15 protein-coding genes and 1 pseudogene are annotated in these 14,820 nt (G+C 40.2%); 1 reads left to right on the top strand and 15 read right to left on the bottom strand.

Annotated elements, in window-relative coordinates:
* Positions 1-7: 7 nt before the first annotated feature.
* The 4 genes from rnmV to metG form a co-directional block, all read right to left on the bottom strand.
* Positions 8-571, bottom strand: coding sequence for a ribonuclease M5 (gene rnmV, locus AWM68_RS05270; RefSeq protein WP_066238117.1), 564 nt, complete (start codon positions 569-571; stop codon positions 8-10).
* A 198-nt stretch (positions 572-769) separates the two neighbouring features.
* Positions 770-1,984, bottom strand: coding sequence for a G5 and 3D domain-containing protein (locus AWM68_RS05265; protein WP_066238114.1), 1,215 nt, complete (start codon positions 1,982-1,984; stop codon positions 770-772).
* 215 nt (positions 1,985-2,199) lie between these two features.
* On the bottom strand, positions 2,200-2,967 hold the full coding sequence (locus AWM68_RS05260) for a TatD family hydrolase (RefSeq protein ID WP_066238112.1): 768 nt from the start codon (positions 2,965-2,967) through the stop codon (positions 2,200-2,202).
* Positions 2,968-3,151: 184 nt separating this feature from the next.
* A complete protein-coding gene (gene metG, locus AWM68_RS05255; RefSeq protein WP_082820585.1) occupies positions 3,152-5,170 on the bottom strand; it encodes a methionine--tRNA ligase in 2,019 nt (672 codons plus the stop codon).
* Between the two features lie 661 nt (positions 5,171-5,831).
* On the opposite strand from metG, the gene AWM68_RS05250 reads away from it, so the two are divergent.
* The gene (locus AWM68_RS05250) at positions 5,832-6,116 is read left to right on the top strand and encodes an AbrB/MazE/SpoVT family DNA-binding domain-containing protein (protein WP_066238107.1); all 285 of its coding nucleotides are present in this window, start codon (positions 5,832-5,834) and stop codon (positions 6,114-6,116) included.
* Positions 6,117-6,460: 344 nt separating this feature from the next.
* On the opposite strand, the gene rsmI is transcribed toward AWM68_RS05250, so the two are convergent.
* The 11 genes and pseudogenes from rsmI to AWM68_RS05195 form a co-directional block, all read right to left on the bottom strand.
* Complete coding sequence (gene rsmI, locus AWM68_RS05245; RefSeq protein WP_066238103.1) at positions 6,461-7,345, bottom strand: 16S rRNA (cytidine(1402)-2'-O)-methyltransferase; 885 nt, start codon at positions 7,343-7,345, stop codon at positions 6,461-6,463.
* Positions 7,314-7,613: a GIY-YIG nuclease family protein gene (locus AWM68_RS05240; RefSeq protein ID WP_066238099.1), complete on the bottom strand. Its 300-nt coding sequence runs from the start codon at positions 7,611-7,613 to the stop codon at positions 7,314-7,316. Before AWM68_RS05240 ends, rsmI begins: the two co-directional genes overlap by 32 nt.
* Complete coding sequence (locus tag AWM68_RS05235; protein ID WP_066238095.1) at positions 7,594-8,346, bottom strand: tRNA1(Val) (adenine(37)-N6)-methyltransferase; 753 nt, start codon at positions 8,344-8,346, stop codon at positions 7,594-7,596. The genes AWM68_RS05240 and AWM68_RS05235 overlap by 20 nt, the downstream gene beginning before the upstream one ends.
* Positions 8,347-8,651: 305 nt before the next feature.
* Positions 8,652-9,005 carry a DNA replication initiation control protein YabA gene (gene yabA, locus AWM68_RS05230; protein ID WP_066238092.1) on the bottom strand — a complete coding sequence of 118 codons (354 nt, stop codon included), beginning with the start codon at positions 9,003-9,005 and terminating at the stop codon, positions 8,652-8,654.
* 14 nt (positions 9,006-9,019) lie between these two features.
* Positions 9,020-9,851: pseudogene (locus AWM68_RS05225) on the bottom strand (PSP1 domain-containing protein).
* Between the two features lie 4 nt (positions 9,852-9,855).
* Complete coding sequence (gene holB / locus AWM68_RS05220; protein WP_066238089.1) at positions 9,856-10,845, bottom strand: DNA polymerase III subunit delta'; 990 nt, start codon at positions 10,843-10,845, stop codon at positions 9,856-9,858.
* Positions 10,846-10,859: 14 nt separating this feature from the next.
* Positions 10,860-11,300: a YaaR family protein gene (locus AWM68_RS05215; RefSeq protein ID WP_066238086.1), complete on the bottom strand. Its 441-nt coding sequence runs from the start codon at positions 11,298-11,300 to the stop codon at positions 10,860-10,862.
* Between the two features lie 21 nt (positions 11,301-11,321).
* A complete protein-coding gene (locus AWM68_RS05210) occupies positions 11,322-11,651 on the bottom strand; it encodes a cyclic-di-AMP receptor (RefSeq protein WP_066238083.1) in 330 nt (109 codons plus the stop codon).
* Positions 11,652-11,666: 15 nt separating this feature from the next.
* Positions 11,667-12,311 (bottom strand): dTMP kinase, encoded by a 645-nt coding sequence (gene tmk / locus AWM68_RS05205; protein ID WP_066238080.1) that lies wholly within the window; start codon positions 12,309-12,311, stop codon positions 11,667-11,669.
* A 12-nt stretch (positions 12,312-12,323) separates the two neighbouring features.
* Positions 12,324-13,748, bottom strand: a complete 1,425-nt coding sequence (locus tag AWM68_RS05200) for an aminotransferase class I/II-fold pyridoxal phosphate-dependent enzyme (RefSeq protein WP_066238077.1) — start codon at positions 13,746-13,748, stop codon at positions 12,324-12,326.
* A gap of 118 nt (positions 13,749-13,866) precedes the next feature.
* Complete coding sequence (locus AWM68_RS05195) at positions 13,867-14,061, bottom strand: sigma factor G inhibitor Gin (protein WP_066238074.1); 195 nt, start codon at positions 14,059-14,061, stop codon at positions 13,867-13,869.
* Positions 14,062-14,820: the final 759 nt, after the last annotated feature.

Raw genomic sequence — 14,820 nt, 5'->3', positions numbered from 1 at the left:
TGTGTTACTATTCCTCCTCATTGCTATAAAGCGCCTTTAGGGCCTGTTCAAATTCTTCTGGTGTAACTCTGAACATATTTAGACGTTTATGTAATTGCTTGGCGTTCATATAACCTATGCGCAGCTCTCTTCCAATCACTTCACGTCTATTTTTTGAATCCGGGCCGCCCGTTAACCCTGCAGCCATTAGGTCTTCCCATAAAATGCTCTCGTTTTCAGTCTCTGCCATTTCTTCTCGAACATGCTCAAGCGCTTCTACAATCGCCTCTCTTGTAGCGTGCTCAACACCTACACCTTTATCTCCTTTAGCAATTGCATCGGCCTTCGCCAAATAGGCATGCTTACAGCCAGGGACATGCTCTGAAATAATTTCTCGAATTCTTTTTCCAGGAAAATCAGGATCAGTAAAAACGATTATTCCGCGAGTCTCATGTGCTCTTTTAATGCGATTCAAAGTATCTATGCTAATTTCTGAACCATTTGTTTCTATTGTATCTGCTAAAACAGACCGTTTAATGGCAAGTGTATCGCTCTTTCCTTCAACAACGATTACTTCTTTAATTTTTTTCATGATTTCCTCCAAAACGGTGAAACCTTTTTAGGCATTGCAACGTCTAATAATCTGAACGAAAAAAACATCTTTTACTAGTATACCCCAGGCGTCAAGAAAGTCTAGGCTTACAAGGGAATGCCGTTGAATATCGGTCATTCTTCTTTTAACCTGTGCAAATAAAAAAAGCACAGGGACTTTTCCCCATGCTTTTTAAAATTAATTAATGATACGAATTTTAACTGATTTTCTTCCCCATGACTCTGCACGTGATTGTGAAGAAAAGAATACGTCAATCTTGTTACCCTTGATCGCCCCTCCAGTATCTGAAGCAATAGCATAACCATATCCTTCAACATATACTTTCGAGCCAAGCGGAATCACATTAGGATCGACTGCGATAACTTTCGCATTCGGGTTAGATTTTAAGTTAAATCCTGTAGCTGTAATGCCAGAACATCCCGTACAGTTAGCAGTATAAGCAGTACTTGTAACGGTTATTTCTCTTCCGCCAGAACTGCTTGCTGAAGGTGATTTACTACGAGATACTACTGGCTGCGGTTTTGGCTGTGCTTTTGTCCCAACAGCAACGATTTTATCAGAACTATCTGTTAGTGTTTTTTCGCTGATGAGTTTTCTGGAAACCTCTTTTCCGTTTTCCACAACAACCTCAAAGCGTTTTTCGAGTTTACCTTTTTTACCTTCTTGCACAACACGCTCTTTACCCTTAGTTAGACCGCTGTCCTTGCGATTAACAACTGCAAATGGTGTTTCTTCTTCCACTACATCGGTGACCTTTTCTACTCGGATGACTTCAACCTGCGTTTTACCAGATATTTTAGCTGTTTTAGCAGGTGTTACTCGATCAATTTCACCTAAAGATACCTTTTGTTGCTTCAAAAGGTCAGCGACGGTAGTCGAAGTGGTCCAAACTTGCTGAGCTTTTCCGCCCACAACAAGCTTAACCGGGAATGCTGATTCAATTTGGATCTTCCCTTGATCCTGTAAATCCGCTGTAAGATTTGGCTTAATCGAATCATGCTCATTAAGCGTTATCTGTTGCTCTTTAACAAATTGTTCAACAGTCTTGGCTGTCGTCCAAATCGTTTTATCCTTGCCATTAACGGTAAGCTTAATTTGCTTCGCTTCTGTATAATCAACCTTCATGTTATCTGTAACCTTGGCATTAAGACCTGGTTTTACTAAATCATGCTGGTTAGGTTGTATGTTGTGTTCGCTTAAAAGTTCTCTAACCGTATTGGCATGTGTTTTCACTTCAGTCTTCTTTCCGTCTTTTATAATTGTTACTTCAGCTTTCGTAGTTTCATAACCTACGAACCCCGTAGTAACTGCTAAAACGAGAAGAGCAACGATCGAAAGGTAAACTTTCTTATTCGTGATACTTGAGAACAAAGCTGTAATATTCCTATACATTCAATTTCCTCCCCTACAAGGACTGCATTATAAATATCTTTTTTCTCTCTGTCAAATCACCCTCCTTTTCGTCCTGAATTGACCCAAGCCAATTATGAACGGAAAAGAAGGAAAAAGGAAAGAAAAACCGTTTGACAAATTTCCTTCCCCTTTTGTCAATTCTTGAAAGATTAATGCGATATTTCTCATGCTTTTCTAGTTTCCGACAACATCTCCTAAGAAGAAATGTTGAAAATTTGGAAAGCATTGTCGGAAGTTTTCTTTATGATGTCTTCAAGTGGAAGATCTTTTAATTCAGAAAGTGTTTCAGCGACATATTTTACATAAGATGGTTCATTTCTTTTTCCTCTTAATGGATGAGGACTCAAATAAGGACAATCCGTTTCAATCAAAAGTCGGTCCATCGGAATTTCCGCAGCAACTTCCTTAACCTTCCTTGCATTCTTAAACGTTACTGGTCCACCAAAACTTATGTAGAAATTCATATCCATGCATTGACGGGCAACCTCGATGCTTCCGCTGTAGCAGTGCATAATACCGCCAACCTCATGGGCTTCTTCCTCTTTCAATATGTCAACTACATCTTGCGTCGCTTCACGATTATGAATCACAATCGGAAGCTTCACCTTTTTTGCGAGTCTGATCTGGCGTCTGAACACCTCTTTTTGAACTTCCGCAGGCGACTTGTCCCAATGGTAATCTAATCCCATCTCGCCAAGAGCGACAACTTTTGGGTGCGCTGCAAGTTCTTCAATCCAAGCCAAATCTTCATCTGTCATATCAATCGCATCTACTGGATGCCAACCAACGCAGGCATAGATAAAGTCGTATTCCTCAGCAAGCTGCATCGCACCTTTTATGGTTTCACGGTCAAAGCCGACCACCACAATATGTGTAACGCCTTCATCTAACGCTCGCTGAATAACCGCCTCGCGATCTTCTTCAAACTGTGTTGCATTTAAATGTGCGTGTGTATCAAACATAGTGTACAATCCCTTCAGCTTTACAAATCTTATCACATTTTCCATTCATTCGGGTAACAGCAGCATTACAAGTTAATTACATTATAGGCATTAAGACCTATTTTTCACGGTAAAAATCGAGTTTATTCACTGTCTTTTGCTCTGAAAAAGCAAAAAGCAGGGATAAACTCCCCGCTTTTTGTTGTTATTTTACTTTTGCACCGTTTGGAAGTGAAGGGTCTACAGTAGCCAATGTTAATTGGCCATCAGAAGATCCAGCTAAAATCATTCCCTGAGACAGCTCACCACGTAATTTAACAGGTTTTAAGTTCGTCACGCATATCACTTTCTGACCTACCAACTCATCCGGTTTATAGTACTGAGCGATTCCAGAAACGACTTGTCGCTTTTCATATCCAAGATCCAATTGAAGTTTTAATAGTTTATCTGCCTTTTTTACAGGTTCTGCTTCAATTACAGTCGCTACACGAAGATCAACCTTCATAAAATCATCTATCGTGATTTCAGGCTTTTCTTCTGCTGCAGGTGCTTCTTCCTTTTTTGGCTCTTCAACTGCTGGGGCTGAAGTGCCACCCATTGAATTCTTAATAAATTCTACTTCAATTTCCGTTTCTAAGCGAGGAAAGATTGGCTCTCCTTTTTCCACCGCAGTTTCTGCAGGAATCGCACCAAATTCCTTCAGTGAATCCCACTCTGTAAGGCTCTTATCTTTCAAGCCTAACTGGCTCCAGATCTTCGCAGGCGTTTCAGTCATAAACGGCTGAATGAGAACAGAAACGATACGGATTGATTCTGCTAAATGGTACATAACACTTGCAAGCTCACCTTGTTTTGCTTCATCTTTTGCCAAAACCCAAGGCTGTGTTTCATCAATGTACTTGTTCGTACGGCTTACTAATTGCCAGATCGTTGAAAGCGCGATTGAAAATTCTAGTTTTTCCATCGCTTCTTCTGTTTTTCTTACGGTTTCTAATGCAAACTCTTGGAGTGTTCCATCAAACTCAGTAACTTTCCCTTCATATGAAGGAATCTTTCCATCAAAGTATTTTCCGATCATAGCAATCGTTCGGTTCAGCAGGTTTCCAAGATCATTTGCTAGATCAGCATTTACTCTGTCAACAAAACTTTCCGGTGTAAACACACCATCAGAACCGAATGGTACTTCACGAAGCAAGTAGTAGCGAAGAGGATCTAATCCATAACGGTCGATGAGAACATTAGGATCCACTACGTTTCCTTTTGATTTAGACATCTTACCGTCTTTCATCAATAACCAGCCATGTGCAATAACTTGTTTTGGAAGAGGAAGATCTAAAGCCATCAGCATGATCGGCCAATAAATCGTATGGAAGCGCACGATTTCTTTACTCATTAAATGGACATCAGCAGGCCAGTATTTTTGATATTTTTCATCGTTCTTGCTGCCATACCCTAGAGCTGTAATATAATTTGATAAAGCATCGATCCACACGTAGATAACATGTTTTGGATTTCCTGGTACTTTTACTCCCCAGTCAAAAGAAGTACGTGATACAGCAAGGTCTTCTAATCCCGGTTTGATAAAGTTGTTGATCATTTCGCGTTTTCTTGATTCTGGGAAGATAAACGCAGGGTTTTCTTCGTAATAAGCCAACAACCGATCCGCATACTTGCTCATACGGAAAAAGTAGCTTTCTTCTTTAACCTTTTTCACCTCGCGTCCGCAGTCTGGACATTTACCGTCTTCAAGCTGACGCTCTGTAAAGAAGGACTCACAATCTGTACAATACCAGCCTTCGTACTCACTTAAGTAGATATCATCTTGATCAAGAAGCTGCTGAAAAATCTTTTCGACAGATTTTTTGTGTCGTTCATCAGTAGTACGAATGTAATCATCATAAGAGATGTCCATCTTTTTCCAAAGAGCTTTGATATCTTTAACGATGCCATCTACGTATTCTTGAGGATGAAGGCCTTGTTCGTTTGCTTTCTTTTGAATCTTTTCTCCATGCTCATCCGTTCCTGTCAGATACATAACATCAAAACCTCTTAATCGTTTGTATCGTGCCATTGCATCCCCAGCAGTTGTCGTATATGCATGACCAATATGAAGTTTGCCGCTTGGATAGTAAATCGGTGTTGTAATGTAGAATGTTGGTTTCGCCACTCGTGCCGCCTCCTCAAAATAATAAACTAATAGTAAAGAAAACTTGGCTGACTCCAAATCTTTGGCGTCAGCCTAAGTTGCATTTATACTATCTACCTCAACTTGTGCTTGCCAAAAATATGGTGCTAACAAGCCATACTGTCTGATAGTGGAAAAAAAGCCCCTTGATTTAGGGACTATTTGTTCTTTCGTTCAGGTAAAAAATAACTGTAACGGAAAATGTATCTTTTTACAAAACTTTAAAAAACTGTTTGCATTAGGACATAAAAGTAAAAAAGCAAGCGAAAGATTTCTATGTAAATACTTTCATTATTCTCTTTTCTTCCTTCAAAATATACCTAATGCATAGAAAGTGTGTCAAGGCATATAAGCCAATGGTCGGAAAGGGAAATTTGGATAGTATTTTTTCGTTGTTAGTTTTGTCGAAATTTGACGTTTTATTTTATCACGATTTCCAGTTAATTTTTTTCATCTTTTACACATTCTTGAATTTTCTATGACAATATATGAAAATATCTTCCAATTTAGGGTTTTGGAAGTATTATAATATGGGTATAGTCTAGTAAATTCAATGGTAAAAAACGAAAAAATGTTTAATCCAAAACTATTGACGACAATTGGAAATCTTGGTAAGATGTTCTCGTAGGATTTTGTCGAATTCTGACGATTTAAATAGATAGGGAAATCTTTTTATATATCTGGGAGGAGAGATTTTATTATGAAATCTACAGGAATTGTACGTAAGGTTGACGAACTAGGACGTGTCGTTATTCCGATCGAATTGCGCCGTACTTTAGGAATTGCAGAAAAAGATGCATTAGAGATCTATGTTGATGATGACCGCATCATCCTTAAGAAATATAAGCCAAACATGACATGTGCAGTAACTGGGGAAGTTTCTGATGACAACTACACGGTTGCAGGCGGAAAGATCATCCTTAGCCGTGAAGGTGCTAAAGAAGTAATGGAAGAACTTCAAAAGCAATTACAAACATCAAAATAAGCATAAAAAAACAAGAGCCTTCGCTTTAGAAGGCTCTTTTCCTTTTCTTTAGATCATACTCTGGTGTTAATTATGGAAGTAGTTGATTTCCGTTTCAGGTGCTCGCTTTCCGGGGGGCGGGCGGTGAGCCCCTCGCCGCTACGCGCCCTTGAGTGTCTCACCTGTCCCACTCGTCCCCCAGGAGTCTCGCACCTTACACTCCAATCAACTTTTCAATGAAGAGATTGAATGCAATGAACTTTTAGAAAAGAGCTTTTGAAATGCTATTTTAACAAGCATTAAAAGAATGCTCATCTCGCGTGAAGCCTGTTGCATTTATTTTGCTAACTTTTTTAGAAAAGATCTTACAACCCGTGATATTCTTGATACACTTCCCGCTTTGGTACGTTGCGGTCAGCGGCAGCTAATTTAATGGCTTCTTTTGGTTTTTCACCTTTATCGACATAGTGCTCGACATGATCGGTTACTGATAACGATTCCCACCATTGTTCTTGATCGGCCGCTTCAAAATTTGTATTACCGCTGCCTTCCACAACTAAGCAGAATTCCCCGCGTATTTCAGCATCTCCTTCGCTAAAGAACTTCGATACTTCAGATACTGTCCCACGTGTAATTTCTTCATATTTTTTTGTCAGTTCCCGCACGACGGCAATGTTTCTTCCTTCAAATGCCACGTTCATCGCTTGAAGTGTTTCTTTTAACCGATGTGGAGCTTCATAGAACAAAAGGGTGGATGGATAACGTTTTAAGTTTTCTAGCTCTGCCTTCTTTTCCTTTTTCCCTCTTGGCAGGAAACCGTAGAATGTAAATAGTTCTGTATTCAGTCCTGATGCAACAAGTGCGGGAAGTGCAGCATTTGCACCTGGTAACGGAATAACGGTAATCTTTTCTTCTACACATTGAACAACAAGTTCATATCCTGGATCAGAGACACCTGGCATGCCTGCATCTGTCACGAGTGCAATTTGCTTTCCGTCTTTTAACTCTTCTAAAAGCTTCTTGCCGCTTTGCTGTTTATTGTGATCGTGATAACTGGTTAAAGGAGTGCTGATCTCAAAGTGATTGCATAGCTTTTTTGTTTGTCTCGTATCTTCTGCTGCAATGAGATCGGATTCTTTTAAGATACGAATCGCCCGGTAAGTCATATCCTCTAAGTTGCCGATCGGAGTTGGTACCAAGTACAGCATGCCGCCATCGTTATCCTTTTCGTAGCTCTTTTGCTGCCACATATGAAACACTTCCCTCTTTTATCATTCTTTCTTTTTCAGCTCGATTGAGTTTCTTAACTGCAAACTCCATCTGCATCGCTTCTTGTTTTGTTGAAAAAGATTTTTGGAAAACCAGTTTTAGAGGACCTCTTCCCCTCGTATACTTAGCACCTTTTCCATCTCTATGCTTCTCTAAACGTTTAGCTACGTCATTTGTATAGCCTGTATAATAAGTTCCGTCTCCGCATTCTAAAATATACAAAAAGTGATTATCTTCCTTCTTCACCATAGAACATCCTCTTTAAATGATCCGTGTATTGGCCGTCTTCACCATAGACCGTTATCGGGGGTAAAATATGCAGATTTGGTTTGCCGTTCTTCATTCCTTCTATTAAAAGCATGTTCGCTTCACTGCCTGCTTTCGGATAAATAAGTTGTAATTTCTTTGGTTCTAGCTTGTACTGTCTCATATAAGCTAAGATCTCCATCAGTCTGTTCGGCCGATGGACCATCGCCACTTTTCCGCCTTGTTTCACGAGCTGGCTGCTGACGCGTATGACATCTTCAAGCGAACAATGAATTTCGTGACGAGCGATAGCAAGGTGTTCATTTTGATTAAAATCTTCTTCATGTAGAGACGCAAAATATGGCGGATTGCATGTTAGCGCATCGAATGTACCATAGCCATACTTAGCTGGAGCGTCTTTTATGTCTCCTAAATCCATTTGAATCTGTTCTTCTAAGTTATTTAGCTCTACACTTCTTGTTGCCATACTGTGCAATCTATCTTGAATCTCGACTCCAGTAATGTTCGCTTTTGAGCGTTTGCTGAGTAAAAGAGCAACGGCACCGTTCCCACTGCAAAGGTCAATGATTTTTCCCTTTTGTATAGGCACCCAAGCAAATCGGCTAAGTAGAACGGCATCGAGCGAAAACGAAAAAACAGAGGGACTTTGTATGATCTTTAAATCTTCATGCACTAAAAAATCAATCCGCTCATCTGGCAGGAGTTGTTTTTCCACTGTAATTCCCCCTTTCTTCTATATAATAGATGCAGTTTCGGGTCCGGAAACTGGTCATTCATAAACCTGCCGTGGTATTCAGCTCGTCCAATCCAGAAGTTTTTGCATGCAATCCTGAAATTTCGGCGGTTTATCCACGAGATTTGGCCCTCAATCCAAAAGTTTTTGCTGTTTATCCGCGAGTTTACAATCCTCGACATATTCCGCGCGCTATATCTCTTCCTATACCCTCACATATCGTACATGAAGTTCATCTTGCGAGACGGCTTACATATAAAAAGAAGCCTTCCCATTTGGAAAGGCGTTTATTTCTTATTTAAAAATGAAAGACAAAACAAACAATCTCCCTCTGAACGTACACTGCCATAATGAAGGTTGCAAATGTGGAACCCTTCTTGGTAGAGACGCGCCAGGTTATCATAGCCCTCACCGATATCAGTAGGCTCTTTTTTAGCTTTAGAGGCTGAAGACTTTTTAACAGAATTCCGTTTTTGGTCGGCATTCAGCTTGTTTCGCAGATTTTCATTTTCCATCACGAGATGGTGGTTTTCTTCAATAAGTGCAGCCAAATGGGTCTTGAAATCTTCCAGTTGCTGTGACAGCAACGTGATTTGCTCTTCCATCTGTACTACACGGGAAAATATTGTTTTCTTTTCCACGAATTCCACCTCTTTTATTCTGTTGCCTGACTGAATAGTTCCTCTCTCTTACCCGCAAGCTCGTCCAACGTGAACTCGGTTGTTCTTTCCATTGCAGGAATGTTCACTTGAATGAGCTTCTCAAGCAAGTTCAAGCCGACAACGCGACCAACACCATGAGGGGTCATAATTTCTTCACCAACATCAGGCATTTCTTCTTTTGCTTCTTCATAATAGTCGTTTTCGTACTTTAGACAGCACATCAAACGGCCGCATAGACCTGAAATTTTAGCAGGATTCAATGAAAGGTTCTGATCTTTCGCCATCTTAATCGATACTGGCTCAAAATCACCGAGGAACGTAGAGCAGCAGAGCATGCGGCCGCATGGACCGATTCCGCCTAGCATCTTCGCTTCATCCCTAACACCAATCTGCCTGAGTTCAATCCTAGTTCGGAAGATTGAAGCCAAGTCTTTAACGAGTTCACGGAAATCAATTCTTCCGTCAGCTGTAAAATAAAAAAATGATTTTGTTTCGATCAAACGTATATTCTACATCGACAAGCTTCATATCCAGCTTATGTTCGATGATTTTTTCCTCACAACTTTGAAACGCTTCCTTAGCAGCTGCTTTATTTTCATCTACAGACAAAATGTCTTTCTGTGTCGCGAGCCGAACGACTTTCTTTAAAGGAAGAACAACATCATTCTCCCCGACTAGTTTCTTATCGATAACTACCTTGCCATATTCTATTCCACGCGCTGTTTCCACAATAACGAACGCGTCTTTCTTCACTTCAAGGTCGCCGGGGTCGAAATAATATACTTTACCCGCCTTTTTAAAGCGGATTCCCACTACCTCATACAAGGTTTTATCCCTCCCGTAATCGTAAAACCAACTGCTCCATCACCATCAGGGGGCTGACGTTGCTCCTGAGTCTAGCCTGAGCAGTCAGTATAGCTTGCAGAGCTTCACCCGTCCTTTTTTGAGAAGTGTGAAGAGCCTGCTGCTCTAATGCTTGAAGCTGATCGAAAAACACAACGTTTTCCGAATTTGATAAATGTATAGATAAAAGATCTCGATACCAGATCAAAAGTAAATTTAACGCTAAGCGCAACTGATCTTTTTCTTTAAAAAAACTTAAATACTGATCTTGTAAAATAACAAGACAGTAATCCGGCCGGAGCCGCAAGTCCTCCGTTAATTGTATCACTTTGGCTCTCGCTTGTGCAAACCACTCTTCCCTACAAATTTCGAGTGCTTCTGCATAATCTGATGTTAAAGATGACGCCAATAGAGCGATAGGCTTCGGGATATCTTCCTGAAGCAATTTTTCTAAAATCCCTTGTGGCGGAAGGGCTGAGAAGGACAAAGTCTGTGCTCTAGACCGAATGGTATCAAGCAGACTATGCACCTGTTCTGTTAAAAGAATAGCAATTGTATCAGCACCAGGCTCTTCCAAAAACTTTAAAAGACTGTTCGCTGCCTGCACCGTCATCTTGTCAGCGTGCTCAATAATGTATACTTTTTTGGAAGACTCCATGCCGCTGTACGCAAATTCTTTTTGCAGACCTCTGATCTGATCAATCTTGATGTTTTGCCCGTCTGGTGTGATGATATGAACATCAGGATGATTTCCTGACGAAATCCGCTTGCAGTTCGGGCAGCTCTCGCATGGATTGCCTTCCTCCGCATTTCTGCAAAGGAACGACTTAGCAAGAACAGTTGCAATCGCCATCTTACCGGTTCCATGTGCTCCTTCAAAAATATAGGCATGAGCAAGGCGCTGTTTTTTTATACTGTTTTTTAATAACTTCACAACACGATGCTGTGTTTTGCTGCACTCTTCCCAGCTCACCATATCTTACTCACCTACTACGTATATAGATTAACTAACAACCCTTTAATTTCTCCGATTTTGTCGAGCAGCGTTATCGGCTCTTTTTCTTGGCACAATACAGCCTCTGTCAAAAGAATCAGCTGTTCATCTACCTCTTTTACAAGGCTTAACGTTCGTGATCTGCCTTGCTCGTTCCAGCTTTTGTTTTGCTTTAGCTGCATACCGAAATCTACTGCTTCTTTTACGAAGCGTTGAACTAAATTTTTGTAAAGCTGCAGATCTCTTACCGTTTGAGAATGCAGCAGTCTTTTGCCTTGATTCTCTATATCACCTAACAGTCTTGTCAGCTGTTCGGATTGTAACTTTTCACTTTGTTTGGATACGGCTTCACCAAAAGAAAGGGATGACTTTTTCCCTGTCTTTCCGTCGTTCTGTTTTGTTTCAAGAACTGGTCTGATATCCTGGCCGATTTTCATAATAAACCCCTCAATTTGGTTTTAAAATTGCTGAAAGTTTTCTACCGGCAGAACAAACACGGTTGCGCCGCCTACTTCAACTTCAACTGGATATGGCACATAAGCATCTGCGTTGCCACCCATCGGTGAAACAGGAGCAACCATCTGACTGCGGCTTTTACAGTTCTCACGGATAATCTCCATTACATCCTCAATATGAGCATCTTCCACACCAATCATAAACGTTGTATTGCCAGCTTTTAAAAATCCACCTGTTGTTGCGAGCTTTGTGGCACGGTAATTTTTATCAACAAGCGCATCCTGCAATCGATTGCTGTCTTTATCTTGAACAACGGCTATAATCATTTTCATGGCAAATGCCTCCTTTTACTTTTCCTTATGATTCGATAAAAGTTGATCTAAATCCTTCGCGATCTCCTTGAACACTTCGTCTGGATTCTGTTCACCGTTTATTCGAACAATACGGTCAGTCTGTTTAGAGAAAATATGTTCAAATCCTTCTCTTACGCGTTCATGATACGTAAGATCTTTTTGTTCAATGCGGTCGAGACTTTCATTTCCGTAACGAGACTTCATACGTTCTCTGCCTACTTCAGGCGATACATCTACAAAATAACTGCGATCCGGTACAAGTCCGCTCGTTGCAATATTGTTTACTTGAAGTACAGGTTCTTCACCTACACCAAGCCCAAAGCCTTGGTAAGCAAGAGATGCATCAACGAAACGGTCGCATAGCACAACTTTTCCTGCCTCTAATGCTGGGAGAATTTTTTCATGAACATGCTGTGCACGGGATGCCGCATAAAGCAGCACTTCCGTAAGATCATGCATTTCATTATGCTCTGAATCCAAAATAAGGGCTCTGATCTTATCACTGATTCGTGTGCCCCCTGGCTCACGTGTTTGAATGAAATCAACATTTTTTTCCTTAAAATATTCTGCAACCTTCGCGATCTGAGTGGTTTTACCAGACCCGTCAGGACCTTCTAATGTAATAAATAAACCTTTCATTGTTACTGCCCCTTATGTTCTATCAAAAACATACATCTGCTCATGCCCAATCGTTCCTTGGAATCGAGCACCTTTCTTTTTCAATAAAGAAAACTGATGAATGTGTTTCGAAGTAATTTGTTCCCCTTTTGCAATTAATGGAATTCCCGGTGGATATGGAATAATGGCATCAGCTGCAATCAACCCTTCTGCTGCCTCAATCGAAATGGGCTTTACTTTTATCCGTTTCATTTCTTGATATGAAATGGTTAATTTGGTAACTGATGATAAAGCATGTATCGTCTCACCATTATGCTCACTTGGTTCATAGTTCTGAAGTTGATTGGATATCTTTTTGAATACTTTCTTTAGATCTTCCAAATGAGGTATCGGACCTAGCGGCAAGACAAACAATACATTACGATCATCTGCCAGCTCAGTAAACAATCCCTCTTTTTCAAATAGACGCTGCAGCTCATAACCTGATATTTCCCTATCAGTCTGAACGGTAACCTTGAGTGGATCAAGTACATAACCACTCGGTGCAGCTTTAACTTGAAAGTGCGGCAGTGAATCAATAAACTTCCTGATCTTCACCGTTTGATTCATGATGTTATCTAATTCGATATCACTGATATTCTCAAGAAAAAGACGGCTCAAATCAAGTGAAGCCATAATAAGGTAGGACGGAGAACTTGATTGAACCATTTGTAATGCATGAGATAAACGCTGGATATCCACTCGCTTACTGTTCACATGTAAATAGGCACCCATCGTTAGAGCAGGCAGGGTTTTGTGCGCTGATTGCACTACCATGTCTGCCCCATTATGTATCGCGCTTTTCGGCATATCTTTTAGTCCGAAATGTGCTCCATGCGCCTCATCTACTAGTACGATTCCGCCAACTCCATGAATAAGTTCAGCGATATCCGAAATATCTTGCTGCAAGCCGTAATAAGTAGGGTTTGTCAAAATGACTCCTTTTACATCGGGATACAACTCAACAGCTTGTCTAACCGTTTGAAGTGATACGCCTAATGGATAGCCGCCATCTTCATCAAATTCAGGCTGCAGAAACACAGGTGTGATTCCTGCTAGTTCCAGTCCATTCAGCACAGACTTATGACAGTTCCGCTGAACCAATACAATATCGCCATCTAAAAAGGCGGAGAGGATCATTGCAAGATTGCCCGCAGTGCTTCCACCAACAAGAAAATAACTTTTCTCGACTTGATAAAAGCTTGCAACTAACTTTTGAGCTTCTAATATGGGACCTTCAGGATGATGCAGATCATCCAGTCCTGTTAGTTCGGTTACATCCATAGGTAAAACAGACTGAAAAAAAGGGGCTGCCATCTTTTCAAATAGATGTCCATTTTTGTGACCGGGTACATGAAAAGACCATTTATTTGAATCAATATGATTGAGTAACGCTTCGTATAGCGGTGCTTGCTTCATTATATATATCCTTTGTTTTCGCACATTTTTTCGTTCCATCTATAGTTTTATTCTATCATAGATTCATGTACTACGAATTTGCAGCAACAAAAAAACAGGCTATCGATTAGCCTGTTTTTCATGAAGACGCGTTAACTAATTTTAATTTTCTCAATTGTGATAAGTAATGTTTATAATATTCATCATTCGTTTTAGCGGTAAGGATTTTCTGTTCACATTCCTGGCAAATAAATTGTTGAAGAATGTGTAATCCCCGATCCTTCTGTTCTTCACACACCATACAAATTTCTCCGTACTGTCGTGTCGCTTTCATTCTTCCACCTCCATAATGCCATTGTTGCCAGAATTGTTTATTCATATACGTTTTTTCAGATTATTTTAGGTTCTTTAAAATGTATGAAACTCTGGGCTTTGTTGTGTCTGTCTCTATTCGAATCGGTAAAATAAACCGAGTTCACGTCTTCATGTTTGCTAAATCCCCGATGTGCAAGGATTTAAAACTAACTGATGTGCTGAATAAAGGAATTAACTGCATTTTTAGATGATTGGTGGTTGAAGATCACCTATACATGTCGAAAATCTGATAAATTTTTTTATACACGTAATTAGGGACTCTATCTTCGGATATAATCTTCATTACCTCGTATAAAATGAAGATTACATCGTAATTGTTGCTGAGTTGGTCATTTTTGATGCAGAGATTAGAGGAGTTTTTGGTTTGGTTTATGCTTGGATGTGGGTGTAGGGAACTGCTAGTGAAGCTTTCTGATCGTTTTGGAGGCTTCTGCTGAAGAATATAGCGGTATGGAAGATGGCGGGGGCCATCTTCTTTCCTTTTTTATGGTTTTAAGACCTTGATTGGGGCAAATAAGATACTCGAAGAATACGGGGTGAGGTATTATGGTTCAGGAATTGAGTCTTTTTGAGGGAGAATTAAGTCTAAAACGTAAAAATTAAGTCGTTACGAGCCTCAATTAAGTCAAAACGGATAAAATATAGGCGATTCGCTAAATCTCGACATCTTCAAACCTCTCTATACCCTCAAGCTTAATTCACCCTAATCAATATTTAA

This window comes from Fictibacillus phosphorivorans, assembly GCF_001619875.1.
Taxonomy (GTDB): domain Bacteria; phylum Bacillota; class Bacilli; order Bacillales; family Fictibacillaceae; genus Fictibacillus; species Fictibacillus phosphorivorans_B.
The sequence above is the reverse complement of the archived record's forward strand: the minus strand, read 5'-3'. Positions and strand labels throughout refer to the sequence as shown.